The sequence below is a fragment of the Amycolatopsis minnesotensis genome, from assembly GCF_039529815.1.
Taxonomy (GTDB): domain Bacteria; phylum Actinomycetota; class Actinomycetes; order Mycobacteriales; family Pseudonocardiaceae; genus Amycolatopsis; species Amycolatopsis minnesotensis.
The window spans coordinates 1-23,418 of record NZ_BAAANN010000030.1; the positions used below are offsets into that span (position 1 = coordinate 1).

Sequence of the window (23,418 nt, forward strand, 5' to 3'; positions counted from 1 at the left end):
GGGCGACCGGGATGTGCGGATAGGTCAGCAGAGACGCCGCCGGCGCGGTCACGTTCGGCCCGTAACACACCGGCGCGGTCGCCTCCCGTGGCGCGTCGCGGCACTCACACGTCGGCAGCCACGACACCGCAGTCGATGCAACCGGTGTTCGGTCACCGGCGGGCGCACCTCGGGCAGATCCACCACCTGCCGACGTGTCACACCAACCTCGTCACATCGACGCAGTCCGGTACCGCACTCGCCACACGACGACGGAACATGATCAACGACCTGGTCCGGATCGTCCACCAGCGACAGGCTCGCACCCCGGCGCTCCCGGCTGCTTACTTCGTTTGCGATCAGTGAATAGTTACCATCCGGGCGAATCTTAAAACAGAGTCCAAAGTGGACCAAGTGGAAACCGTTGCGAGACAAGAAACAACGCAACCGGCGGCCAGGCCGAGCAAGCCGCCACCCTCCTACGGTCCAAAGCCATCAGTAAGCCGCCACCCAACACGACGACCGGCACCGAGACCTAACGCACCCCAGTGGTAGAACCGGGACGAACGATCATGAGCACCACCACAACCGCCCAGAGCAGATTGAACATGCCGGTCGTCATGGCGAGCTTCGAAACGGGGGACCCCGTCATCGCCCGTCGCTGCGCGGGCAGGATCGCCACTGCCAACAGTGCCGCGGCGGCGGCGGTCAGGATCATCGAGGCGATGAGCCAGAAGTCGCCGAGTGCGCCGAGATGGGCGCCCGCGCCGATGCCGAAGATCGGGACGGCGATGCCGACGACGGCGTAGCCGCGGCAGATCCGGTGCAGCAGTGCCGGGACGCCGGCGCTGCGGGTGGCCATCTCGCCCTCTTCGGTGGCCAGTTGCTTCGCGTAGCGGGGGAACAGTGACGCGGCGACGGCGATGGGTCCGACGACCAGTATCGCCGCGAGCACGTGCACGGACAGCAGCACCTCGAACATGACCCCTCCACACCGCGTTGGCTGTCTATAGGTACGCAGCCTACATATCGAGATGTAGACAGGCTACCTATGGGGTCGGTGGGAGATCAGCAGGTGAGGCGTGCGCACTCGCGGCAGGCGCGCGCCGAGCCGGCCACCATCGCGTGCGAGACGGCGGTGAACAGCCCGGCGAGCACGACCAGCGGCCAGTTCGCCGACGACGGTGACGCGGCGAGCAGCGCGATCGTGGCCACGGCCATCGCGGCGCCGGTGGACGTGCTGGTCCAGGCGACGACGCGGGGCAGTCCCGGCGGGGTCGGCAGCCAGCGGGCCAGCGTGCCGGTGGCGGCCAGCGCCGCCGCGGCGAGCACCGCGGCGATGGTCGCGGCGCCGGTCAGGTGGGCGGCGACGAGCTGGGCCACGCGCGGCACCTGTCCGTCGCCGCTGGGGCCCGCCGTCCGGATCAGGTACCAGCAGGCGAGCAGGAACGGCACGGTCAGCGCGAGGGCGCGGGAGGTGTGCCGGGTCTGCGCGATGGTCAGTTCGAGCTGGCAGCTCGCCGCGACCTCTTCGACGGTCCCGAAACCGCGCAGCGCGCGGGCGGCGGCGTGGTGACGGGGGATGCTGCCCTGTGCGGACACGGCGTCTTCGAGGCCGTCCCGGATCTCCGCGAGCATCCTGGTCCTGGCTTTCGCCGGGCCGTGCACGGCGGCGGCCAGCGCGGCGAGGTAGCCCTCGACGGGATCGGTTTCGTGCACCAGCGCGGTCATCGGGCCGTCCTCGGTGCCGGGGCGGGGTTGAGCACCGCGCTGATCGTGGCCGTGAACTCGCGCCAGGCGCCACGCTGGGTGTCGAGGCTGCGCCTGCCCGCATCCGTGAGCTGGTAGCACCGCCGTCGCCGTTCGCCGACGGACTGCCAGCTACTGGCGAGCAGCCCGAGCCGCTCCAGCCGGTTCAGTGCCGGGTAGATCGTGCCCGTCGGCAGCTCCAGTGCGCCGCCGCTGCGCTCTTCGATCGTGGAGATGACCGCGTAACCGTGCAGGGGCCCGGCTTCCAGCACGGACAGCAGCAACCCGTCGAGATGGCCTCGCACCGCATCTGCCCTCATGCGTAGGCAGGCTACCCTAGAAGCGCGTCGAGCTCGGCTCGGTTCGGTAGCGATGGGCTGGCGCCCGCCTTCGTCACGGCGAGTGCGCCGGCGGCCATGGCGAGTTCGACGGCTTCGACGGTGTCGTGCCCGGCGGCGAGCGCGGCGCCGAAGGTGCCGGTGAAGGCGTCTCCGGCGGCGGTGGTGTCGACGACCGCGACCTCGATCGGCTCGAAGAACTTGGCGCCGTGGGCATCGGCGAGTACCGCGCCCTTGTCGCCGAGTGTGATGATGGCTCGGCCGACCCCGCGGTCGAGGAACCACTTCGCGGCGCGGTGTGCGCTGTCCACATCGGACACTTCGATGCCGGTGAGCAGCGCGGCTTCGCTTTCGTTCGGGGTAACCACGTCGACCGCCGGCCAGATCCCGTCCGGTAGTTCCGCCGCGGGCGCCGGGTCGAGGACGACCGTCAGGCCGGCGCGCCGTCCCGCCTCGGCGGCGTGCGCGGTGATCTCCGGGCGTACTTCGAGCTGCAGCAGCAGTACCGACGAGACCTCTGCGAGCGCGGCGATCGCGGTGTCCACCTGCGCCTCGTCGAGTGCGGCGTTGGCGAGCGGGGTGATCACGATGTCGTTCTGGCCGTGGCGGTCCACCCGGATGTGCGCCACCCCGGTCGGCCCGGGGACCTGCCGCACCCACTGCGTCCGGACCCCGTGCCCGGCGAGCGAATCCCTGGTGAGATCCGCGAAGAGGTCTTCGCCGACGCAGCCGACCATCGAGGTCGGCGCGCCGAACCTGGCGGCGGCCACGGCCTGGTTCGCGCCCTTGCCGCCGAGCACCAGGGTGAAGTCGGTGCCGAGCACGGTCTCGCCCGGCCGGGGGAGCCGTTCGGCGAACGCGGTGACGTCCGCGGTGATGCTGCCGACGACCAGCACGTTGTCGCGTTCCACCGCGCCTCCCTCTCCGGACGGGCCTCCTGATGAGCTGAATCCGACGACAGGCTAGCGGCCTCGGCGGCTGGTGCGTTCGACTGAACATCACTGCGCGAAGTTGATCGTTCAAAGCTCCTTATCGACAAATACAGACATCCGACCTATGCTCACCAAACTGATATGTGAACCAGTTCACATACATGGACAAGGTTGGACTGGGAGGCTTCGATGCCCGCTGTTCCCCGCCCCGTTCGTTTCGCGACCCGCCTGGCCGCCGCGGCGACGGCCCTGCTCGGACTCGCCGGTGCCGTGACGGCCCCGGCGCAGGCGGCACCGGCGGCCACCGCGCTGTGGGTCGCGCCCACCGCCACCGGACGCGACTGCACACGTGCCGCACCGTGCACAATGGACGCCGCGCGCGTGCTGGCCGCGCAGCGCAGCGAGCACGGCGACGTCACGGTCTCCGTCACCGGCGGCGAGTACCGCTTGGACGCGCCGCTGCGGTTCGGACCGGCGGACTCGGGGCGCGGCGGGCACCGGATCACCTACCGGGCCGCCGACGGCGCGCGTCCCGTGTTCACCGGCGCCACCGCGGTGACCGGCTGGACCAGGCAGCCAGGGGACAAGAACGTCTGGGCGGCACCGGTTCCGCGTGGTTCCGGCGCGCGCGAGCTGTACGTCAACGGCGTCCGCGCGGTGCGCGATCGCGGGTTCGGCTGCCCGGCCAGCCAGTGCGAGACCGACCGGCGCGGCATCACCGGTGTCGATCCCGCGCTGGCGGGGTTCGCCGATCCAGCGCGGCTCCAGGTCGTCATCAACGCGCGCTGGCGGGACTTCCACTGCTCGGTTTCCGCGGTGGAGGGGACCACCGTCGTCGTCGCGCAGCCGTGCTGGGACAACGCGAACGCCCCGACGCAGACCGGCTGGCAGTCCGCGAGCCCGCGCGGGAGCGCCTACCTCGGCGTCGACTGGTTCGAGAACGCCAGGGAACTGCTCGGCACGCCGGGCCAGTTCTTCGTCGACTCCGACGAAGGGCGCGTCTACTACGTGCCGCGGCCGGGGGAGGACCTGGTCACCGCTCGGGTCGAGCTGCCGAAGGCGGAACGGTTGCTCCAGCTCACCGGGACGCTCGACGATCCCGTGCACGACCTGGCGTTCGAGGGGCTCGCGTTCACCGGCACGAACTGGCTCAACCCGTCGTCGGCGGAGGGGTACGCGGGTGCGCAGGCGGGGTACTACGTCGGCGGCCACCGCACCGGGGAGATCTCCGGCGCCGGAGAGGACTACACGCGCACCGCGGCGGCCGTCGAAGTCACCGCGGGCGCGCGGATCGGGTTCACCGGCACGACCTTCACCCACCTCGGCGGCGCCGGGGTGACCCTTTCCGGTGGCACCAAGGACAGCGTGGTCGAGAACAGCGCGTTCACCGACATCTCGGGCGGGGCCGTCTTCGTCGGCGACATCCAGCACGCGCCCGCCGATCCTCGCGCGAAGGCGAGCGGGAACGTGGTGCGCGGCAACGAGATCACCCGGATCGGGCAGGAGTTCCGCGACGCCGTCGGGATCGCGGGCGGGTACCACAACGGGCTCACGATCGAAGGGAATTCGCTGTCCGACCTGCCCTACACCGGGATTTCGGTGGGCTGGGGCTGGAACTTCGCCGGCGCCGGTGACACCCAGCGCGACATCCTGGTGCGCCGCAACAAGATCAGCGGGTTCATGCGGCAGCTCCACGACGGCGGCGCGATCTACACGCAGGCGCAGTCACCGGGGTCGCGCGTGGAGGAGAACGACATCGAGTTCGCCGACGGAGTGAGCGCCAACGGGATCTACTGCGACGAGCGGAGCGGGGCCTACACCGTGCAGCGCAACGTGGTGCGGAACGCGACCGCGAAGGGGATCAACTGGTTCTCCTCGTGGGCGTCCTGGAGCAGGCACCTGATCGTGCAGGACAACTGGACCGACCAGAACGAGGCGAAACCGCACAACGGCGGCGCGTCGAACGTGTTCCAGCGCAACCAGGTCGGCCTCACGGACTTTCCCGCGGCGGCAAGGGAAGTGACCGCCAACGCGGGCGCGCACCGCCCACCCGAAGACCGGCGAGCCCGGTTCACCGCGCCGGCACCGGGCACCTTGCGGGGCACGCAACGGATCGACGTGGCCGCGCCACCGGACACCCGCAGCGTGCAGTACACAATGGATGGTGTCGCCTTCGCCGAGGTGACGCGGCACTACGCGGACGGCATCGGGAAGCAGCCGAGCTGGCGGACGGTCACCGACGCGGGCTGGTTCGCGCCGGGACGCCACGTGCTGCGCGCCGACGCGATCACGGCACAGGGCGTGGTGAGCACCTCGATCGCCGTGGTCACCGAGCGGCCGCCGGGCAAACCCGGGGTCACCGATCTCGACGGCGGCTGGGCGTTCGCGACCGCCGCCGCCCTCCCCGCGGGCGCGCTCGACGGTGACGCCCCGGCGGCCGTCCAGTCCGGGTTCCGCGATCCCGCGCTGCGCGAGGTACTGGTGCCGGATTCCTACGGTGCCGTGCGCGAGGCGTGGAATTCCCCTGACGGCGGCAAAGTCCTCTACCGGCGCGACCTCCACCACGACGGCTTCGGACCGGCGACGCTGACCTTCGACGCGTGCTCCTTCGCCTGCACGTACTGGGTGAACGGGCGGAAGGCGGGCGAGTCCGTCGGCGGGCACCTGCCGGTTTCACTGGCGGTCGGATCGTTGCTGCGGCAGGGCAGCAACGTGCTCGCCGTGGTCGCCGACAACACCGCCGCGCTGGTGCGGTCCTACGGGCTGAACACGAACCTGTACTGGAACTGGGGCGGGCTCACCCAGGGCGCGCGGCTGACCAGGACCGCGCCGCTGGCGGTCACCGGGATCACCGCGGACGGCGCCGCCGACGGGTCGCTGACCCTGCGCGCCGACACCGTGAACGCGCTCGGGCTGCCCCTGCCGGTCTTCGCGGCCGTCACGGTGACCGGCCCCGACGGCAGGACGGTGCTCAGCCGCACCGCCGTGTTCCGCGCGCCCGCGAACGGCGGGGTCAGCGATCCGGTGCGGTTCTCCGTGCCGTCGCCACGCCTGTGGTCACCGGAGGATCCGGCGCTCTACACCGTCACGATCTCCCCGCCGCTCGGTACGGCGCTCACCACGCGCACCGGGTTCCGCACGGTCACCGTGCGCGGCGCCGACGTGGTGCTGAACGGCACCCCGGTGACGAACCTGCGCGGGTTCAACCGGCACGCCGACTCACCCGGGCTCGGCCGCACGCAGCCGGACGGGTTCGCGCGCGAAGAGCTGAAAACCATGCGGGACCGCGGTTTCACGCTGATGCGCCCGGCGCACTACCCGACGACGCCCGGTGAACTGGCGGCGGCGGACGAGCTGGGCATCCTCGTCATGGAGGAGGTCCCGGTGACGCAGGCGAACGCCGCGCAGCTCGCGAGCGCGAAGACGCGGGACTACGCGAAAACGATGCTGCGCAGGCAGATCGACCGCGATCGCGGGCACGCCTCGGTGGTGTTCTGGTCGGTGGGCAACGAAAACGCCACCAACACCGACGCCGGTGCCGAGTACGTCCGCGCCCTCGTCGGCTACGGGAAGCAGCTCGATCCCAGTCGCTTGTTCACCCACGTGACGGCCTGGCTCACCGAAGACAAGGCGTACGGCTCGGACGATTTCGTCGCATCGAACCAGTACGCGGGCTGGTACTACGGGAAGTCCGAGGACATCGGCCGGGACATGGACGCGGTGCAGCGCGCCGCCGGGGACAAGCCGATCGTGCTGTCCGAGTACGGCGCCGACGCGGCGGCGGGGCTCGACCTCCCCGGGAAGGGCGGCGAGTACTACCAGGCCGCGCTCATCGACACCTACAACCGCCTCCTCGAACGGCGCCCGCACACGCTCGGGCAGATGATCTGGACGTCCACCGAGTTCGCGCTCACGCCGGCGGGCGCGTCCGGCGACACCTACGCCGTTCCCGGCTACCACACGAAAGGCCTGATCAGCTACGACCGCACGCAGCGCAAACTCGGCTGGCGGGTGATCACGTCGCCGGTGCGCCTGGCACCGCTAGCGGCGATCCCGGTGCCGGGGGAGGTCGTGGTCCGGATCGACAGCGTCGACGGCCGCGCGTCGAGCGGGACGCTCCGGCTGGACGGCGACGACCGGCTGCGCGCCGATCCCGTCGCCTTCAGCGTCCCCGCGGGCGGTTCGGCAACGCTGGCACTGCGGGTGCGCCGCGACCCCGGCGGGCACACCCCTGGCCGCGCCATGGTCAGGGCGGTCGTCGACGACCAGACGGAAGCGCTGCCGCAACCGCTGGATGTGCGGGGCTGAGCCGGTCCCCGGGTGGAGGGATTTCTCCACCCGGGGATACGGCGCTCGCCGCAAGACGGGAACCGGCCGGATTCCTAACCTCGAAAGCGTCAAAAGTCGAGGTAGGCGGAGGCGACACCATGAGCGGGCCGGTCCAGATAGTCCTGATCATCGCGGCGATCGGGTATGTCCTGTTGCGACGGTTCACGGGTGAGCCGGCGGAGGCGAAGCGCATGCTGGTCCTGCCCGCCGTGCTGACCGTGATCGGGCTCACCAACCTCGACGGGGTCACCGGGACCGCGCTGCTCTTCCTGGTGGTGACCGCGCTGCTCAGCATCGGCCTCGGCGCGCTGCGCGGCGCGAGCGTCAGGGTGTACCGCCAGGACGGCGTGGTGTTCATGCGCTACACCTGGGTCACCCTCGTGCTGTGGGTGCTCAACGTGGCGGTGAAGTTCGGTGCCACCCTGCTGCTCGGTGTGTTCGACAAGGGGGCGGCGTCCGCGCTCGGCAACACCACGATGCTGACCATCGGGCTGGGCATGCTGGTGGAGGGTGTCGTCGCGCTGGCGAAGGCGCTGCGCGGCGGGCACCAGGTGATCTGGGAGAAGGGCAAGGACGGCGCGCCGAACCGGACCTCGCCGCTCCTGGACGGCCTGCGGGACCGCATCGCGAACCGCTGACTACGGTAGGTATCGACCGTGGCTGAACGGGAGCGTGCGATGGCGGAGCGGAAACGACTCACCGACGAACCGGTGCTCCCGTTGGCACTGGCCGCCACCTTTCTGGTGGTGACGGTGGTGCAGTACTTCTCCGCCGATCTCGTCGTGCCGTGGCTGGCGATCGCGCTGCTCGTCGTGGCGTCGCCTCTCGCAGTGGTGTCCTTCTTCCCGTGGGACGGCTTCCCCCGGTGGCTGCGGATCACCCTCGCCGCCGGGTACTCGATGTCCACCGCGGTGCTGCTCCCGATCGCGCAAACGACCATCGCCCCGGGGCTCGCCTTCGTGGCTTCGATGGTCGCCGGGAAGCGGCTCGACCGGCGCACGGCGATCACGGTCGCCGCACTCGGCGGGGTCACCGCGGCGATCGCCGTCTGGATCGTCGGCCGGCTGCACCCGACGCCGAACACCTGGTCGTGGTGGGCGGCGCTGTCGGTCGCCGCACCCGCCTACGCCGGGATCTCCCAGCGGGAGCGGGCGGAGGCGCTGCACAACGCCAAGCGCGCCGCGGCCGAGGCGGAACGGGCGGGACGGTCCGAAGCGCGCGAAGCGGCGCTGGTGGAGCGGAGCCGGATCGCCCGCGAGATCCACGACGTGCTCGGCCATTCCCTCTCCGGTATCGCGATGCAGCTCGACATGGCGGACGCGTTGCAGGGCAAGGGAAGAACCGGCGAAGCGAACCGCGCGATCCGCCGCGCGCGGGCGCTCGCGGTGGACAGCATCACCGAAACCCGGCACGCCGTGCACGCGCTGCGCGAGGACACGCTGCCGCTGGAGAAGACGCTCGAACTGATGGCCGCGAGCGAGTCCGCCGCGTTCGAGGTGACCGGGGAGCCGGGCCCGGTGCCGACCGAAACCGCGCACGCCGTGATCCGCGCGGCGCAGGAGGCGCTGACCAACGCCGCCAAGTACGCTCCGGGATCGGACCGCTCGATCACGCTCGGCTTCACCGGAGGAACGGTGTCGCTCACGGTCGTCAACGGGTCCGGCGGCCCGCCTGCCGGAACCGGGGGCGGGATGGGCCTGGTCGGGATGCGCGAACGGGTCGCGCTGCTGGGCGGGTCGCTGCGGGCCGGGCCGGCCGGCGACGGTTGGCGGGTGGACGTGGAGGTGCCCCGATGACATCACTGGTGGTCGTCGACGATCAGGCGTCCATCCGCGAAGCGCTCGCGGTGATGCTCGACCTCGCCGACGGGATCGACGTGCTCGGCACCGCCACCAACGGCGAAGAAGCCATCGCCTTGGTCGCCGAACGGGAACCCGACGTGGTGCTGATGGACCTGAACATGCCGGTACTGGGCGGGGTCGAGGCCACCGAACGCATCCGCGCGGCCCATCCCGGCGTGCGGGTCCTCGTGCTGACCACGTTCGACGACGACGAGTCGATCCTCGCGGCGCTGCGCGCGGGCGCGAGCGGCTACCTCACGAAGGAAGCGGACCGCGCCAAGATCGAGCAGGCCGTTCGCGCCGCGGGCTCCGGCCAATCCGTGCTCGCGCCCGAAGTGCAGCAGCGCCTGCTCGCGCTGGCGACGCGCGAGCCGCGCCGCCCCGTCGAGGACTCCGTCAACTTCACCGCGAGGGAGCGGGAAATCCTCGGTCTCATCGGGGAGGGCCTGCGCAATCCCGAGATCGCCGCGCGGCTCGTGATCAGCGAGGCGACGGTGAAGACGCATATCAACAACCTGTTCGCCAAGGCGGGTTTCCACTCCAGGGCGGACGCCGTCCGGTACGCGCTCAACACCGCTTCGTAAATCCGCTCGGCACCGGGCGGTGAATTCACTAGCCTGCCGATGTGGACGTCGTGCCGTTGCTGTGGTTGTACGGTCCGCCCGGGGTGGGGAAGACGTCGGTGGCATGGGAGGTCTTCCGTTCGCTGTCCGCATCCGGCGTACGGGCCGCGGTGCTCGACACCGACCAGATCGGGCTGTGCCTGCCGACCCCGGCGCTGGCCGGTGACCACGGGGTGAAGGCGCGGAACCTCGCCGGGATGTGGCCGAACTACGCCGGTGTGGCCGACTGCCTGATCGTCTGCGGGATGCTGGATTCGGCCGAAACGGCCCGCGCGTACGCCTCCTTGCTCCCCGGCGCCGACGTGACGCTGTGCCGGTTGACCGCGGGGGAGGACGAACTGCGGAAGCGGTTCCTCGGCCGCGGCTGGCTCCCGCACCTGGTGGACGCCGCGGTGGAGGTGCCGGCGGAACTGGACCGCACCGGTTTCGCGGATGTGCTCGTCGGCACGGACGGCCGATCCGTGCCCGAAGTGGCGCGCTTGGTCCGCGAGCCGGTCACCGTGCCCCGGCGCCACCTGATGTCCACTGTGGACCCCGTTCCCGAACCCGGGTCCGTGTCCGTGCTGTGGGTGACCGGGCCGCGCGGAGTGGGCAAATCGTCCGTCGGCTGGGACGTGTTCGCCAGGGCCGCCGGTGCTGGCACGACCGTGGCCTATGTGGACCTCGACCAGATCGGCTTCGTACGGCCGGAATCCACCCACCGGCTGAAGGCGCACAACCTCGCCGCGCTGTGGCGGACCTTCTACGCCGAGGGCGCCGAATACCTCGTGCTGGTCGGTGCTGTCGACGATCCCGAATCACTGGAACGGTATGTGCGGGCGATTCCGGGCGGGAGGTTCACCGTGTGCCGCTTGCGCGCCGGGATGGCCGAGCTGACCGAGCGGATACTGGCGCGCGGGCGAGGGGAAGGCCCGCCGATCCCCGGTGACGACCTTGCCGGTGCGCCGGAGGACGAACTCCGTTACCTCGCAAGGGAAACCTCGCTCGCCGACGAAAAGGTGACGGTACCGGCCGACCTGGTCGCCGACACGGACGGCCGGACCGTCGAGGAGATCGCCACCCCGTTGTACGAGCGCCTCAGCGCAGGTGCGCTTCCGTCCACTCGGCGAAACCGGTGAGCGGGATGCCGAGTGCGCGCGCGTCCTCGGGACGTGCGGGCTGGCTGAACTCGTTCAGCCCGTCGTGGCCGAAGTCCGGTGCCCCGGCGGCGATCGCTTCCGCCGCGGTCATGACCGGGGCGGTCAGCTCGGTGCCGTAGGTGTTCGACAGGATCTTCGCGATCTCGGTCATCGTCAGCCGCTCGCCCGCCAGTTCCAGTTCGACGGCGTGGAAGCGCGCCGGGCCGGCGAAGGCCGCGGCCGCCGCGGCACCGATGTCGGCGACCGCGACGAGCGCCAGTTCGGTACCGGGCTTGATGACGGTCACCAGCCCGCCTTCGGGCCCGTTCGGGAGCACGAACGAGGGCGGGAGGAAGTTCTCCATGAAGAACCCCGGCTTCAGCAGCGTCCAGTGCGGGAAGCCCGCTTCGCGGACGCGGTCCTGGATCGCGGCCTTGGTTTCCATGGAGTGCCACATCGTGGTCGTCTTGTCGGTGAGGACCGTCCGGTGCTGCCCGGCGCCGGAAACCGAGGTGTGCACGAACTGGGCCACCCCCGCGTCGCGCGCGGCGTCGATCAGGGTGCGCGCCTGTACCCATTCGTCGTCGCCCCGCTCGTCGGTCAGATCGGGCATCTGGATCGAAAACACCGCCCGCGCGCCCTCGGCGGCGCGCAGCACGGAGTCGCGGTCGCGGAGGTTCCCGGTGACCAGTTCGGCGCCGAGCGCGGCGACGGCGCGGGCACGGTCGGTGTCCGGGTTGCGGACCAGCGCTCGGACGCTGAAACCGGCGTCGAGCAGGGCGCGCGCGGTGGCGCCGCCCTGCTTTCCGGTGACGCCGGTGACCAAGACGGGGGACATGAGTGCTCCTCGGAGTGTTGTCGCCGCTAAATGGCGGGGCCCGCCACTTAGTCCTCCGCTACTATATGGAGGGCCCCGCCACTTAGCAAACCCGGAGGTGACGCCGTGGCCGCACAGCGCGCCGACGCGAGGCAGAACTACGCGCGCATCCTCGCCGTGGCCGAGGACGAGGTCGCCGCGCACGGCGCCGGCGCCTCGCTGGAGCAGATCGCGCGCACGGCCGGCGTCGGCTCGGCCACCGTGCGACGGCACTTCCCCGGCAGGCGCGCGATGCTGGAGGCGGTCTTCGCCAACCGGATCGAGGCGTTGTGCGAGCGGGGCCGCGAACTGGCCGGCGCGGCCGATCCACGCGCCGCGTTCCTGGAATGGCTGGGTGCCCTCACCGCCTACGCCGCCTCCGCGCGCGGATTCGCCACCGTGCTGGCGCAGGAGGACGTGGACTACGCCGAGCACGCGAAAGCCTGCTCGGTAAAGCTTTCCGACTCGGGCGAACCATTGCTGCGCCGCGCCGCGCGGGCCGGGGCGGTGACGCCGGGCGTGACCGTGGCGGATCTGGTCACACTGGTCGCGGGCATCGTGCTGGCCACGGAGGGCCACGCCGATCCGGTCGCCGAAGCGGACCGGCTGCTGCGCTTGGTGGTGGCGGGGATCAGCCCGTAGCGAGGTCCGCCACCGCGGTGCGCGCCGCCGCGAGCGACTTCGCCGCCCTGTCCTGGAAACCGGCCAGCGCCGGGATGTCGTCCGCCCTGGTGAATTCGGCCTCCACAATGGACGAGTTCACTTCGGACACGCCGAGCCTGCCGAACTGCGCTCGCAGGTAAGGGGTTTGGAAGTCGCACCCGTGGCGAGGGGTACCGGGACCGTAGCCACCGCCCCGCGCGAGGACCAGTACCAGCTTGGTGTCCCGCAGCAGGCTGAGGCCGCTGCCGGGATCGGTGAACGCCCCGGGGAAGCTCACGCGGTCGATCCACGCCTTCAGCGAAGCGGGCACCGAGAAGTTGTACATCGGGACGCCGAGCAGGATCGTCCGCGCGGCAAGCACTTCCTCGATCAGGGGCAGCGTCCGCGCCCATTCCCGGTCCTCCGCCTCGGTTTCGACCAGCGCGGCCACCTTGTCCAGCGGGAGCACGCCGTGGCGTTCCACCCGCCGCCCGAGCGTGGTGTAGGCGGCGGTCACCAGCGGGACGGGCTCGGCCGCCACGTCCCGGTAGGTGTACGCCGTGCCGCGCCACGCTTCCGCGAAGGACGCGGTGAGCTGCCTCGTCACCGAATCGCGGAAGGCGTCGGCGCTGGAGTCGAGGTGCAGCAACGACTCGGCTACGCTGTCGATCATTCGGTTCTTCCCCTTCGCTCGTGTTTCCTGTGCCCTCATGAAACTGACGGAGCGTGCCGAGGAAAGGTGACCGATGGCGGAGCACGATGAGCTGGCCGCGCGGTTCGAAACGCATCGCGCGCAGCTGAGGGCGGTCGCGTACCGGATGCTCGGCTCGCTCGGCGAGGCGGACGACGCGGTGCAGGAGGCATGGCTGCGGCTCGGCCGCACCGACGTGCGCGAGGTCGAGAGCATGGCGGCGTGGCTGCGCACGGTCGTTTCCCGCGTGTGCCTCGACATGCTGCGCTCGCGCAAGTCGCGGCGCGAAGACCTCGGCGGGAACCTGCCCGACGAGTTCGCGGGCGGCCCCGGTCCCGAGGAGGAGATCCTGCTGGCGGATTCGGTCGGCCGCGCGCTGCTCGTGGTGCTGGACACCCTCGGCCCCGACGAGCGGGTCGCCTTCGTCCTGCACGACCTGTTCGCGGTGCCGTTCGACCGGATCGCGCCGATCGTGGACCGCTCGCCGGTCACCACGAAGAAGCTCGCCAGCCGCGCCCGTCAACGGGTTCGCGGCACTTCCCCGGTCCCCGATGCCGACCTGGCCCGGCACCGGCTCGTGATCGACGCCTTCCTCGCCGCCTCGCGCGGCGGCGACCTCACCGCCCTGCTCGAAGTGCTGGCCCCCGACGTCGTCCGCAGGGCCGATCCCGCCGCCCTGCCCCCTGGCCGCTCGACCGTGGCGCGCGGCGCCCGTGTCGTGGCGAAGGAGACGGTCGGCTTCGGCCGCCGGTCCCGCTTCGCCGAAACCGCGCTCGTCGACGGCTCCGTCGGAGTCGTGGTGGCGCCTCGCGGGCGGCTCGTGCTGGCCATCACCGTCACGGTCGAAGGGGACCGGATCACCTCGTACGAAGTCATCGCGGACCCCGATCGCCTGCGACAGCTCGACATCGCGGTCCTGTAGGCCGCACGACATCCCGCATGCCCTGAAGGTGCCCTTGAGGGAATCTGATACCGCGAAGGCCGCCTTCAGGGCATGGGCGTCGCCGTGCCGTGCGCTGGGAGGGGCGAGATTGGGGCGCCAGACTCCCCGAAGGTGCCCTTCAGGGACCAGGCCGCCAGGGTGGAACGGTCAGCTACGGCGGCGTAGGCGGACGGCTTCGGCGAGGTCGCGCAGGGAGTCGATGGTGGCGTCCCAGCCGAGGCAGGCGTCGGTGATGCTGCGGCCGAACACGTGGGGGCGGGCGTCGGCGTCCTGGCGGCCGGGGACGAGGAAGCTTTCCAGCATGATGCCGCGGATGGCGTGCCCGCCGTCGGCGATCTGGGTGGCGATCTCGCCCGCGACGACGGCTTGGCGCGCTTCGTCCTTGCCGCTGTTGCCGTGGCTGGCGTCGATCACGACGCGTTCCGGCAGGCCGCGGGCGCGCAGCAGCTCGGTGGTGGCGAGCACGTCGGCGGCGGAGTAGTTCGGGCCGCCGCCACCGCGCAGCACCACGTGGCAGTGCGGGTTGCCGCTCGTGCGGACGATCGCGAGCGAACCGGCGGCGTCCGCGCCGAGGTACCCGTGGGGTGCCGCGGCGGCACGCACCGCGTCGGCGGCGACGGCGATCGAGCCGGTGCTCCCGTTCTTCATGCCGACCGGCATGGTCAGCCCGCTCGCGAGCTGCCGGTGCACCTGGCTTTCCGCGGTGCGCGCGCCGATCGCGGCCCAGGACACCAGGTCGCCGAGGTAGTCGGGGGTCAGCGGGCTCAGCCATTCGGTGCCCACCGGCAGCCCGAGTTCGCTGATCTCCAGCATCAGCGCCCGCGCGGCGCGGAGGCCGTCGCCGACGGCGAAGCTCCCGTCACGGCGCGGATCGGTGAGCAGGCCGGGCCAGCCGACGGCGGTGCGCGGCTTCTCGAAGTACGCGCGCATGACGATCAGCAGGTCGCCTGCCAGTTCGTCGGCGAGCACGCGCAGCGCCTTCGCGTAGGTCAGCGCGGCGTCGACGTCGTGCACCGAGCACGGGCCGACGACGACGAGCAGGCGGTCGTCGATCCCGTCGAGCACCTGGCACGAACTCACCCTTGCCGCCCGCACCGTCCTCGCCGCGGTGGGCGAGCACGGTAGCTGGGCCGCGAGCTGGGCAGGGGTCAGCACGGGCGCGGTGCTGACCGCCCCGCCGACGGACGGCGCGGTGATCTCCTCTGCGGTGGCCGTGAGTGTCATCGGTGCCCCATTTCTGTGCTGGTGAGAGCTGCTGCGGTGGCGTGAAGGGCAGGCATGGCCGCGAAAACGGCCGCGCAGGCCGTGGCGGCGGGGCGCAGTTCGGTGCCGAGCGCGTCGCGTGCGCCGGCCAGCTCCACTTCGAACCCGGCGCGGTCGCCGGTTTCGACGAGGTGGCTCAGCCGCGCCGCGCCGCCGCGCAGTGCGGCGCGCGCGGCGGCGGCGTCCGGGTTGTCGGCCTGGATTTCCCAGTACACCTCGGGTTCCCCGGACGAGATCCGGGCGAGCAGGCCCAGCAGGGTGGCGCACGGCGGTGGTGCCAGCGCCGTCAGCGCCGCGATGTCGACGTCGAGTTCGGCGAGGCCGATGCCGAAGGCCAGTACCGCCGCGTGGGTGAGCGCCTGCGCGGTCGCGGTGAGGCGGTCGTGGGCGGCCGCGGTCACCGGAACCAGCTTGGCGCCGGCGAACACTTCGAGGAACGCGTCCACCGAAGGGCCGCCGCGATGGGTCACGACGGCGACCGGTCGTCCCGCGATCGCGAGGTCGGGGGCGAACATCGGGTTGACGCCGAGCGCGGGCCCGCCGGGCCGGTGCGCGGCGATGGCCGCGGAAACCGGGCCCTTCACCGAAAGCGTTTCGACGAGCAGCGCGTCGGGCCGCAGCAGCGGGGCCAGCACGGGCAGCGCCGCGACGGCGACGTCGCCGGGCACGGCGAGCACCACCGCGTCGGCCGCGGCGAGTTCGTCCGCGAGCGCGGGCGCGGGGTCGAGGATGTCCGACGAGACGGCGGGGTCGGCGATCGTGACCGCGGCGCCCGCGTCGCGGAGCAGTGCGGTGAGCATGCCGCCCACCGCGCCCGCCCCGCCCGCCACCACGCAGCGCGAACTCATGTCGGCACCTTGTCGGGTGCCGCCTGCGCCGCGGCGTGGTCCATCGCGCTCACCATGGCGCGCGACTTCACCAGCGTCTCCTCGAACTCGTCCTCCGGGTCGGACAGCGCCACGATCGCCCCGCCGACCCCGAACGTGGTGCCCTGTTCGTCGGTGACGATGGTGCGGATGATGATGCTGAGATCGCTGGCCCCGCTGAGCGCGAACCAGCCGAGCGCGCCGGAGTACGGGCCGCGCGGGCCCTCTTCGAGCCGGTCGATGATCTCCATCGTCCGCAGCTTCGGCGCGCCGGTCATCGACCCGCCGGGGAACGCGGCGCGCACGCAGTCCACAGTGGACGCGTCCGGTCTCAGCACGCCGCGGATGGTCGAGACGAGCTGGTGCACCTGCGCGTAGGTCTCGACGTCGAACAGCTTCGGCACGTGCACCGAACCGACCTCGCAGACCCGGTTCATGTCGTTGCGCACCAGGTCGACGATCATCAGGTTCTCGGCGCGGTCCTTCTCGTGCGTCGCGAGATCCTGCTTGAGCCGTTCGTCCTCCTCGGCGTCCCGCCCGCGCGGCCGGGTGCCCTTGATCGGCTTCGACTCGACGACCCGGTCGGTGCCGACGGTGAGGAACCGCTCCGGCGAACTCGACAGCACGGCGACGTCGCCGAAGGACAGCAGCGCCCCGTAGGGCACCGGGCTGATCCGGCGCAGCGCGATGTAGGTGCCGAGCACGTCCTCGACGCGCGCGGTGTGCGCGATGTTGGTCAGGCACACCTCGTAGGTCTCGCCGTCGGCGATTTCGTCGAGGCAGACCTGGATCCGCTTGAGGTAGCTGTCGTGGTCGTGCCGCAGGGTGACCGCGGCGAGCACGTCCGGCTTGCCGACCGCGAGCGGGCCGGTCGAGGGCACCGCGCGCGGCAGGCCGCACAGCCGTTGCTGCGTCTCGTCGAGCCACGCGAGCGCTTCCGGCTCGGGATCGTTGGCGGAAAGGCAGAGCAGGTAACAGGTCTGCTCGACGTGGTCGAACACCACGGCGCGGTCGGCGAACACCATCGCCGCGTCGGGGGAGGAGGACGTGTGCTTCGCCGAGCCGCCGGTTTCGGCCTTCAGCTCGTAGCCGAGGTAGCCGACGTAGCCGAGGTTGAACGCGGTGGGCAGGCCGGGGATCGGCGGCAGGCTGCGGGATTCGAGCTGCTTGTGCAGGTACTCGAAGAACGAGCCGGTGACCTCCTCGACGGAATCGCGGCGCGTGACCCGCACGCGGTTCTCGTCGACCCGGTAGGTCAGGTACTCGGCACGGGGGCCCGTGTCGTCGCCCATCATCGAGAACCGGGCCCTGCCCTCGGCGGTGGCGCTGCTGTCGAGCCAGAAACTGTGCCGTGAACCGGAAAACAGCTCGGCGTAGGCGGCTTCGGCGTCGGGCGCGAAGGGGAGCGTGCGCACCAGCGCGCGGTAGCCGTGGTTGCCGGGGCGGCGCTGGGCCGGGAGCACCGGCGGGGCCGCTTCGATGCCGTGGAACCGCGCGGTGGCGGCGCGGAAGTTGGCGAGCAGTTCCCTGCCGTAGGCGGACGAGATCGACTCGGGGTGGAACTGCACGCCCCAGATCGGCTTCGTGCGGTGGCGCACGCCCATGATGACGCCGTCGTCGGTCCACGCGATCGCTTCGAGCTCGTCCGGCAGCTCGGTCGCGGCGAGCGAGTGGTAGCGGACCACCTCGAACGGCGACGGGATGCCTTCGAACACGTCGACGCCGGTGTGGCTGACCAGGGAAACCCTGCCGTGCATGGGATACGGCGCGTGCGCGACGCGCGCGCCGTGTAGCTGGCAGATTCCCTGGTGGCCGAGGCAGACGCCGAGGATCGGCAGCCCGCTGCGCTGGATCGCGTCGGCGCTGATGCCGAAGTCGCGCGGGCAGTCGGGACGGCCGGGCCCCGGCGAGATGACGATGTTGTCGAACCGGTCGAGGTCCACTTCGGACCACGGGGTGTCGCTGGCGACCACGGTCGGCGGTGTGCTGTTCAGCTCGCCGAGCAACTGGTAGAGGTTGTAGGTGAAGGAGTCGTAGTTGTCGATCAGCAGGGTGCGCATCAGTCGTCCCCTTCTGGCTCGGAACCGGCGATCACGAGGTCTTCGACGCGGCAGGTCTCGGCGATGATCAGGTCGTAGAGGCTGCGGATGAACGTCGTGTCGATGCCGCGCTCCTCGGCGAAGGCGGCGGCGCGGCGGTGCACGAAGTCGATGCGGTGCGGCTGCATCATCCGCACGTGGTGGACGCGCTTGAACTCGCCGATCTCCACGCAGCACTCGATGCGCCGCGCGAGCGTTTCCAGTAGCTGCCGGTCGATGCCGTCCAGTTCCGCCCGCATCGTTTCGAGATCGGGCCGGGTGTCCGTGCCGTTCGTCGCGGTCATGCCGCGTGCTCCTTCCGTTCCGGCGCGCCGGCTTCGGTCCGGTTCGCGGTGGTGTACAACGGCCTGCCGTCGAGGTAGTCGTGAGTGGACACGGCGCCGAAGGCGGCGTCGGTGGACAGGAGATCGGGCACGGACTGGCCGTGGCAGTGCCCGTGTTCGACGACGAGGCCGCCGTCGGGGCGCAGCAGCGCGGCGGCGAGGCGGACCACGTGCCGGATGACGTGGAGTCCGTCGGCGCCGCTGAAGATCGCCAGTTTCGGGTGGTGGACACCGTATTCGGGCAGCAGCCGCTCGCTTTCGGGGACGAACGGCGGGTTGGCCAGCACGAGGTCGACCGTGCCAGCCAGCTCGGCGAGCAGGCCGGGCGCGGTGACGTCGGCGTCGTGCACGGTGATCGGGGTGTCGCCGAGCGAGGTCTGGTGCGCGCTGTTGCGGCGCGCGAACTCCAGCGCGTTCGGGTCGAGTTCGACGGCGTGCACGGTGGCGTCGGGGCGCGCGTGCGCGACCGCGAGCGCGATGGCGGCGGATCCGGTGCACAGGTCCACCACGAGCGGGTTCTCCCGGCCCGCGAGCACGTCGAGCCCGGAGGCGAGCACCAGTTCGCTGTGCTGGCGGGGCACGAAGACCCCCGGCCCGACGGCGACGGTGACGCCGCCGAGCGTGGCCGCGCACAGCAGGTGCCCGAGCGGGATCCGTTGCGCGCGGCGGGAAACGAGTTCGGTGTACCGCGCCTGCTCCGCCTCGGTGAGCTTGGTCCACGGTGCCGGCCTGGCGTGCGGCGGCAGGCCGAGCGCGTGCGCGGCGAGCTGCTCGGCGTCGCCGCGCGCCGCCTCGATCCCGGCGTCCGAGAGCCTTCGCTCGGCTTCGCCGATCAGGTCGTCGAGAGAGGGCCGCGGCATCTGGAGCTCCTTAGTCCGAGTGGCTTGATCGGCCTTTCGCGTGCTCGTTCAGTGCGTTCCATGCTCCGGTGCGACTCTGACGGCACACTGACGGAGTGCTGACAAGATCGCCCATTTTGGACAGTCCACAAACGACGATCGCCCCGGCCTTGGGTGGCCGGGGCGATTCGGGGTGGCGCGTTCTGCTGCCCTGAAGGTGCCCTCGGGGGACTGCGAAGCAACCCCGGGAAAGGGGGAGGGGGTCAGTGGGCGGTGGCTTCCTGGCCCGTCAGGTTCAGGAAGACGTCGTCCAGGGTGGGGCGGCGGATGCCGAAGTCGGTGACGGTGACGCCTGCGGAGGCCAGTGCGGCGGACACCGTGGCGATGCCGCCGATACCGCTGTCGAGCTGGAGCCCGATGACGCCCTTGTCCCTGTCCACGGCGGGTTGCGCGCCGCCGAGGGAGTCCAGCGCGCGCAGTGCGGGGGCGATGTCGGCCTGCGCCGCGACGGTCAGTTCCAGGCGTTCCTGGCCGACCTTGCGCTTGAGCTGTTCCGGGGTGCCTTCCGCGATCACCTGCCCCGAGGCGATCACCGCGATGTCGTCGGCGAGCGAATCGGCCTCCTCCAGGTACTGCGTGGTCAGCAGTACGGTCATGCCCTCGTCGACGAGCCCGCGGATCGTCGCCCACAACGAGAGCCTGCTCGCCGGGTCGAGGCCGGTGCTCGGTTCGTCGAGGAACAGCACCGAGGGCTGCGCGACGATGCAGGCGGCCAGGTCGAGCCTGCGCCGCATCCCGCCCGAGTAGGTCTTGAGTGGACGGTCGGCGGTGTCGGTGAGGTCGAACCGCGCCAGCAGCTCTCCCGCCCGTGCCGCGGCCCTGCGCCTGCCGAGGTGCAGCAAAGTGCCGAGCAGCACCAGGTTCTCGCGTCCGGTGAGCAGCTCGTCGACGGCCGCGTACTGGCCGGCCAGCCCGATCCGCCTGCGCACCTCGCGCGCTTCGGTGGCCACGTCGAAGCCCGCGACGCGGGCGAAGCCGCCGTCCGGCACGAGCAGGGTCGCCAGCATCCGGACGGTGGTGGTCTTGCCGGCACCGTTCGGGCCGAGCACGCCGAGTACCTTCCCAGCGCGCACCGAGAGGGTGACCCCCCGAACGGCTTCCTTGTCGCGGTAGGACTTGCGCAGGTTCTGTGTCTCGATGGCGAATTCCACGTCCGGCCCCTCTGCTATCGGACTGCCGCGGCCTGCTCGCGCAGGCTGCGCGGGCGCATGTCCGTCCAGTTCGCTTCGACGTAGGCAAGCGCCGCTTCGCGGCTGCTCTCGCCGAGCGCGACGGTCCAGCCGCCGGGCACCTCGGCGAACGACGGCCAGATGCTGTGCTGCCCCTCGTCGTTGACCAGCACCAGGAAGGTTCCTTGCTCGTCGTCGAACGGGTTGGTCGTTTCGGACACGGGTACCTCCGTCGTCGGGCCGCTCGCGCGGGCTCGGGTGGCTCGCTTTTGTTCCATCCTCGGGTGCCGTGCTGACACACCGCTGACCATTCCCTGATGAGGAAGAAATGCTCCACAGCGCAATCGAGGCCACTCCGGCAGGGGTACCGGAATGGCCTCGACCGCGGACCGGAGCCTGCTGGGGGATCGCGGCTCCGCCGTTCGTGGAACGCTTTCTAGCGCGTCGGCAGTGCGTTCGGGATGACGATCGAGACCAGCGTCGGCCCGCCGACCGGGCTCACCACCGACAGGTAGCCGTCGAACGCGGCGAGCCGCTCCTCGAGACCGCGCAGCCCGGTGCCGCGCGCCGCGTCCGCGCCGCCGCAGCCGTTGTCGGTCACGTTGATCCGGATCAGCTCCTCCTCGTGGGAGAACTCGACCCCGGCGGCGCTGGCGTGTGCGTGCTTCAGCACGTTGTTCAGCACCTCGGAGACCGCGAAGTAGGCCGCGGACTCGACCGGGGGCTGGGGGCGTGCGGGCAGCCCGCCGGACAGCTCGACCGGGATCGGGGCGTCCAGCGCCAGCGCCTTCACCGCGTCGACCAGGCCGCGGTCGGCCAGCACCGGCGGGTGGATGCCGCGCACCAGGTCGCGCAGTTCGTTGAGCGCCTTCGTCGACGATTCCTTTGCCTCGCTGAGCAGGGCGCGGACCGCGTCCGGGTTGTCCTCGACCAGGTTCTCCGCCGCGGACAGCGTCATGCCCATCGCGACCAGCCGGGACTGCGCGCCGTCGTGCAGGTCCCGCTCGATGCGGCGCAGTTCGGCAGCCGAGGTGTCGACCGCGGTGTAGCGGGTTTGCTGAAGCTGCTCGACACGCGAGGCGAGGCGGGCGTTGGACGGGCGCAGCCACCACTTCGTGAGCTTGGCGTGCGCCCCGACCAGCGGCCGCGCCACGAACCCGCAGATCGCGATCTGCACGACACCGAGACCGGCCGCGAAGATGGCCATGAGCTGGCTGTTGAGCGGGATGAACCCGTAGAAGCTGTTCTCCCAGATCGCGAGGCGCTGTTCCCACACGAACGGCATCGCGAGCCCGAACAGGCCGTTGAGCAGCAGTGCGGCGGGCAGGAGCGCGATCAGGCCGCCGGTGTAGGGCTCCACGATCAGCCACAGGAGCTGGCGCCAGGTGGTGCCGTCGCCGAGCGCCCAGTAGGTGCGCTGCCACGACCCCTTCAGCCCCTTCGGGAACTCGGGCTCGTTGCGGTACGGGTCGGCGATCTGGACCCCTGACCAGTCGCCTGCCAGCCTGCGCTGGGTGTTGACCAGGCCCCGCACCGCGGACATCGCCGACGGGACGAGGTAGATGCCGACGCCGACCGCGCACAGGCAGACCGCGATGATCAGCCATGCCGCGACCGCGATCGCGGCCAGCGAGATGCCGAAGAGCGCGGCACCGCGAAGGATGTACTTCGACCGTCCCGACCGTTGTGTCGTGGCCCCTATTGCCATGGTCATCGTTCTGCCTTTCCCCTGAGATCCGCAGCGGGTCTTCTCCGGTGCGGTATGCGTCAATGATGGCCGGTCGGCACGGCCGGAGTCAGTAGGTGCAGTACCACTCTTTGCCCGGTACCAGATCCCTGTTCCGGGTATGACCAGATCATGGTTCGGCGCTCTTTCGGGTGACGGGAGTTGACGAAAACGGCCCGGACCAATTCGTCCGGGCCGCTTTCTGGGGTGCGTGGATCAGTTTTCGGCCTTGCGGTAGCGCCGGAAGCTCAGCGCGGTCGTGACGAGCAGCAGCGCCGCGAGCGTCACCGCGATCACCACGCCGGAGTTCTCGGTGGCGAAGGTGGCTCCGGTGGTCCCGCCGGGGTTGCCCCACAGCTCGCGCAGTGCCGTGGTCACCGAGCTGACCGGGTTCCACTCCACCACCGGCCGGATCCAGGCAGGCATGGCGCTGGCCGAGATCAGCGCGGTGGACAGGAAGGACAGGCCGACCAGCACCAGGCTGCCGACCGCGTCGATCGACTCCGGGGTCTTGAGCACCATGCCGAGCAGGATGCCGACCCACAGCATGGCGTAGATGAACGCGATGAGGATGCCGAAACCGGCCAGCACGGACAGCGCGTCGGTGTGCGGGCGCCAGCCGAGCGCGAGCCCGGCGCCCATCACGATGACCAGCCCGATCACCGATGCCGCCAGGTCCGCGATGCTGTGCCCGAGCAGCACCCCGCCCCGGCCGATCGGCAGCGAGCGGAACCGGTCGATCAGGCCGCCGCGCAGGTCCATCGAGACCCCGATCGCGGTCGGGCCGATGCTGGCGAGGCCGACCTGCATCGCGACGCCGGCCATCAGGTATTCGAGGTAGTCGCCGCCGCCGGGGATCACGAACGCCTGCTTGAACAGGTATCCCATCGCCAGCATCATCACCAGCGGGTTCATCGTGATGCCGATGAGCCGTCCCGGTGCGCGCTGCAGGTGGCGGAGGCGGCGGCCCGCGAGCGCGCGGATTTCGGTGATGGCCGCTGCCGGTCCGGCAGGGACCGCGATCGTGGTCAT

23 protein-coding genes are annotated in these 23,418 nt (G+C 71.1%); 7 read left to right on the forward strand and 16 right to left on the reverse strand.

The features are described 5' to 3' along the window. Positions 1-48 precede the first annotated feature (48 nt). The 5 genes from ABD256_RS44520 to rbsK form a co-directional block, all read right to left on the reverse strand. A complete protein-coding gene (locus ABD256_RS44520; protein WP_425546553.1) occupies positions 49-288 on the reverse strand; it encodes an IS66 family transposase zinc-finger binding domain-containing protein in 240 nt (79 codons plus the stop codon). A gap of 226 nt (positions 289-514) precedes the next feature. Further along, positions 515-961, reverse strand: coding sequence for a hypothetical protein (locus ABD256_RS31090; protein ID WP_344427048.1), 447 nt, complete (start codon positions 959-961; stop codon positions 515-517). An 86-nt stretch (positions 962-1,047) separates the two neighbouring features. Further along, the gene (locus ABD256_RS31095; protein WP_344427051.1) at positions 1,048-1,710 is read right to left on the reverse strand and encodes an HAAS signaling domain-containing protein; all 663 of its coding nucleotides are present in this window, start codon (positions 1,708-1,710) and stop codon (positions 1,048-1,050) included. Continuing rightward, positions 1,707-2,048 (reverse strand): PadR family transcriptional regulator, encoded by a 342-nt coding sequence (locus tag ABD256_RS31100; protein ID WP_344427053.1) that lies wholly within the window; start codon positions 2,046-2,048, stop codon positions 1,707-1,709. Before ABD256_RS31100 ends, ABD256_RS31095 begins: the two co-directional genes overlap by 4 nt. Positions 2,049-2,059: 11 nt before the next feature. Continuing rightward, on the reverse strand, positions 2,060-2,977 hold the full coding sequence (gene rbsK / locus ABD256_RS31105) for a ribokinase (protein WP_344427055.1): 918 nt from the start codon (positions 2,975-2,977) through the stop codon (positions 2,060-2,062). Positions 2,978-3,187: 210 nt separating this feature from the next. Between rbsK and ABD256_RS31110 the strand changes: the two genes are divergently transcribed. The 5 genes from ABD256_RS31110 to ABD256_RS31130 all read left to right on the forward strand — a co-directional run bounded on the left by ABD256_RS31110 (position 3,188) and on the right by ABD256_RS31130 (position 10,909). Further along, a complete protein-coding gene (locus tag ABD256_RS31110) occupies positions 3,188-7,306 on the forward strand; it encodes a glycoside hydrolase family 2 TIM barrel-domain containing protein (RefSeq protein WP_344427058.1) in 4,119 nt (1,372 codons plus the stop codon). Between the two features lie 119 nt (positions 7,307-7,425). Next, a complete protein-coding gene (locus ABD256_RS31115) occupies positions 7,426-7,965 on the forward strand; it encodes a DUF1453 domain-containing protein (protein ID WP_344427061.1) in 540 nt (179 codons plus the stop codon). Positions 7,966-7,983: 18 nt separating this feature from the next. Further along, the gene (locus ABD256_RS31120; RefSeq protein WP_344427064.1) at positions 7,984-9,123 is read left to right on the forward strand and encodes a sensor histidine kinase; all 1,140 of its coding nucleotides are present in this window, start codon (positions 7,984-7,986) and stop codon (positions 9,121-9,123) included. Next, the gene (locus tag ABD256_RS31125) at positions 9,120-9,752 is read left to right on the forward strand and encodes a response regulator (RefSeq protein WP_344427067.1); all 633 of its coding nucleotides are present in this window, start codon (positions 9,120-9,122) and stop codon (positions 9,750-9,752) included. Before ABD256_RS31120 ends, ABD256_RS31125 begins: the two co-directional genes overlap by 4 nt. A 41-nt stretch (positions 9,753-9,793) precedes the next feature. Then, positions 9,794-10,909: a hypothetical protein gene (locus ABD256_RS31130; protein WP_344427070.1), complete on the forward strand. Its 1,116-nt coding sequence runs from the start codon at positions 9,794-9,796 to the stop codon at positions 10,907-10,909. Here the strand turns inward: ABD256_RS31130 and ABD256_RS31135 are convergent. Next, positions 10,869-11,747, reverse strand: a complete 879-nt coding sequence (locus ABD256_RS31135; protein WP_344427073.1) for an NmrA family NAD(P)-binding protein — start codon at positions 11,745-11,747, stop codon at positions 10,869-10,871. The two genes, ABD256_RS31130 and ABD256_RS31135, sit on opposite strands and share 41 nt — an antisense overlap. 105 nt (positions 11,748-11,852) lie before the next feature. Between ABD256_RS31135 and ABD256_RS31140 the strand changes: the two genes are divergently transcribed. After that, positions 11,853-12,407 (forward strand): TetR/AcrR family transcriptional regulator, encoded by a 555-nt coding sequence (locus ABD256_RS31140; RefSeq protein WP_344427076.1) that lies wholly within the window; start codon positions 11,853-11,855, stop codon positions 12,405-12,407. Here ABD256_RS31140 and ABD256_RS31145 read toward each other — a convergent pair. Beyond that, positions 12,397-13,080 (reverse strand): FMN-dependent NADH-azoreductase, encoded by a 684-nt coding sequence (locus tag ABD256_RS31145; RefSeq protein ID WP_344427079.1) that lies wholly within the window; start codon positions 13,078-13,080, stop codon positions 12,397-12,399. The two genes, ABD256_RS31140 and ABD256_RS31145, sit on opposite strands and share 11 nt — an antisense overlap. Before the next feature lie 73 nt (positions 13,081-13,153). Between ABD256_RS31145 and ABD256_RS31150 the strand changes: the two genes are divergently transcribed. Continuing rightward, positions 13,154-14,020, forward strand: a complete 867-nt coding sequence (locus ABD256_RS31150) for a sigma-70 family RNA polymerase sigma factor (protein ID WP_344427082.1) — start codon at positions 13,154-13,156, stop codon at positions 14,018-14,020. 168 nt (positions 14,021-14,188) lie between these two features. Here ABD256_RS31150 and ABD256_RS31155 read toward each other — a convergent pair whose 3' ends face one another. The 9 genes from ABD256_RS31155 to ABD256_RS31195 all read right to left on the reverse strand — a co-directional run bounded on the left by ABD256_RS31155 (position 14,189) and on the right by ABD256_RS31195 (position 23,418). Beyond that, positions 14,189-15,265 carry a 3-deoxy-7-phosphoheptulonate synthase gene (locus ABD256_RS31155; RefSeq protein ID WP_344427085.1) on the reverse strand — a complete coding sequence of 359 codons (1,077 nt, stop codon included), beginning with the start codon at positions 15,263-15,265 and terminating at the stop codon, positions 14,189-14,191. Beyond that, positions 15,262-16,152 carry a prephenate dehydrogenase dimerization domain-containing protein gene (locus tag ABD256_RS31160; RefSeq protein ID WP_344427088.1) on the reverse strand — a complete coding sequence of 297 codons (891 nt, stop codon included), beginning with the start codon at positions 16,150-16,152 and terminating at the stop codon, positions 15,262-15,264. Before ABD256_RS31160 ends, ABD256_RS31155 begins: the two co-directional genes overlap by 4 nt. Continuing rightward, positions 16,149-18,230 carry an aminodeoxychorismate synthase component I gene (gene pabB, locus ABD256_RS31165; RefSeq protein WP_344427090.1) on the reverse strand — a complete coding sequence of 694 codons (2,082 nt, stop codon included), beginning with the start codon at positions 18,228-18,230 and terminating at the stop codon, positions 16,149-16,151. Before pabB ends, ABD256_RS31160 begins: the two co-directional genes overlap by 4 nt. After that, entirely contained in the window at positions 18,230-18,553 is a 324-nt protein-coding gene (locus ABD256_RS31170) for a chorismate mutase family protein (protein WP_344427092.1), read from the reverse strand. The genes pabB and ABD256_RS31170 overlap by 1 nt, the downstream gene beginning before the upstream one ends. Then, positions 18,550-19,452 (reverse strand): N5-glutamine methyltransferase family protein, encoded by a 903-nt coding sequence (locus tag ABD256_RS31175; RefSeq protein WP_344427095.1) that lies wholly within the window; start codon positions 19,450-19,452, stop codon positions 18,550-18,552. The genes ABD256_RS31170 and ABD256_RS31175 overlap by 4 nt, the downstream gene beginning before the upstream one ends. Positions 19,453-19,694: 242 nt before the next feature. Continuing rightward, positions 19,695-20,642 carry an ATP-binding cassette domain-containing protein gene (locus ABD256_RS31180; protein WP_344427098.1) on the reverse strand — a complete coding sequence of 316 codons (948 nt, stop codon included), beginning with the start codon at positions 20,640-20,642 and terminating at the stop codon, positions 19,695-19,697. A gap of 14 nt (positions 20,643-20,656) precedes the next feature. Continuing rightward, a complete protein-coding gene (locus tag ABD256_RS31185; RefSeq protein ID WP_344427101.1) occupies positions 20,657-20,881 on the reverse strand; it encodes an MbtH family protein in 225 nt (74 codons plus the stop codon). A 215-nt stretch (positions 20,882-21,096) separates the two neighbouring features. Then, a complete protein-coding gene (locus tag ABD256_RS31190; RefSeq protein ID WP_344427104.1) occupies positions 21,097-22,374 on the reverse strand; it encodes a sensor histidine kinase in 1,278 nt (425 codons plus the stop codon). 228 nt (positions 22,375-22,602) lie between these two features. After that, positions 22,603-23,418 (reverse strand): ABC transporter permease, encoded by an 816-nt coding sequence (locus ABD256_RS31195; protein WP_344427106.1) that lies wholly within the window; start codon positions 23,416-23,418, stop codon positions 22,603-22,605.

Bases quoted from the DNA above. Each gene is read 5' to 3' on its own strand.
- ABD256_RS31150 (WP_344427082.1), top strand. From the start codon at position 13,154: ATGGCGGAGCACGATGAGCTGGCCGCGCGGTTCGAAACGCATCGCGCG.
- ABD256_RS31195 (WP_344427106.1), bottom strand. From the start codon at position 23,418: ATGACCACGATCGCGGTCCCTGCCGGACCGGCAGCGGCCATCACCGAA.
- ABD256_RS31155 (WP_344427085.1), bottom strand. From the start codon at position 15,265: ATGACACTCACGGCCACCGCAGAGGAGATCACCGCGCCGTCCGTCGGC.
- ABD256_RS31125 (WP_344427067.1), top strand. From the start codon at position 9,120: ATGACATCACTGGTGGTCGTCGACGATCAGGCGTCCATCCGCGAAGCG.
- ABD256_RS31090 (WP_344427048.1), bottom strand. From the start codon at position 961: ATGTTCGAGGTGCTGCTGTCCGTGCACGTGCTCGCGGCGATACTGGTC.
- ABD256_RS31175 (WP_344427095.1), bottom strand. From the start codon at position 19,452: ATGCCGCGGCCCTCTCTCGACGACCTGATCGGCGAAGCCGAGCGAAGG.
- ABD256_RS31145 (WP_344427079.1), bottom strand. From the start codon at position 13,080: ATGATCGACAGCGTAGCCGAGTCGTTGCTGCACCTCGACTCCAGCGCC.
- ABD256_RS31100 (WP_344427053.1), bottom strand. From the start codon at position 2,048: ATGAGGGCAGATGCGGTGCGAGGCCATCTCGACGGGTTGCTGCTGTCC.
- pabB (WP_344427090.1), bottom strand. From the start codon at position 18,230: ATGCGCACCCTGCTGATCGACAACTACGACTCCTTCACCTACAACCTC.
- ABD256_RS31135 (WP_344427073.1), bottom strand. From the start codon at position 11,747: ATGTCCCCCGTCTTGGTCACCGGCGTCACCGGAAAGCAGGGCGGCGCC.
- ABD256_RS31190 (WP_344427104.1), bottom strand. From the start codon at position 22,374: ATGACCATGGCAATAGGGGCCACGACACAACGGTCGGGACGGTCGAAG.
- ABD256_RS31115 (WP_344427061.1), top strand. From the start codon at position 7,426: ATGAGCGGGCCGGTCCAGATAGTCCTGATCATCGCGGCGATCGGGTAT.
- ABD256_RS31095 (WP_344427051.1), bottom strand. From the start codon at position 1,710: ATGACCGCGCTGGTGCACGAAACCGATCCCGTCGAGGGCTACCTCGCC.
- ABD256_RS31110 (WP_344427058.1), top strand. From the start codon at position 3,188: ATGCCCGCTGTTCCCCGCCCCGTTCGTTTCGCGACCCGCCTGGCCGCC.
- ABD256_RS31170 (WP_344427092.1), bottom strand. From the start codon at position 18,553: ATGACCGCGACGAACGGCACGGACACCCGGCCCGATCTCGAAACGATG.
- ABD256_RS31160 (WP_344427088.1), bottom strand. From the start codon at position 16,152: ATGAGTTCGCGCTGCGTGGTGGCGGGCGGGGCGGGCGCGGTGGGCGGC.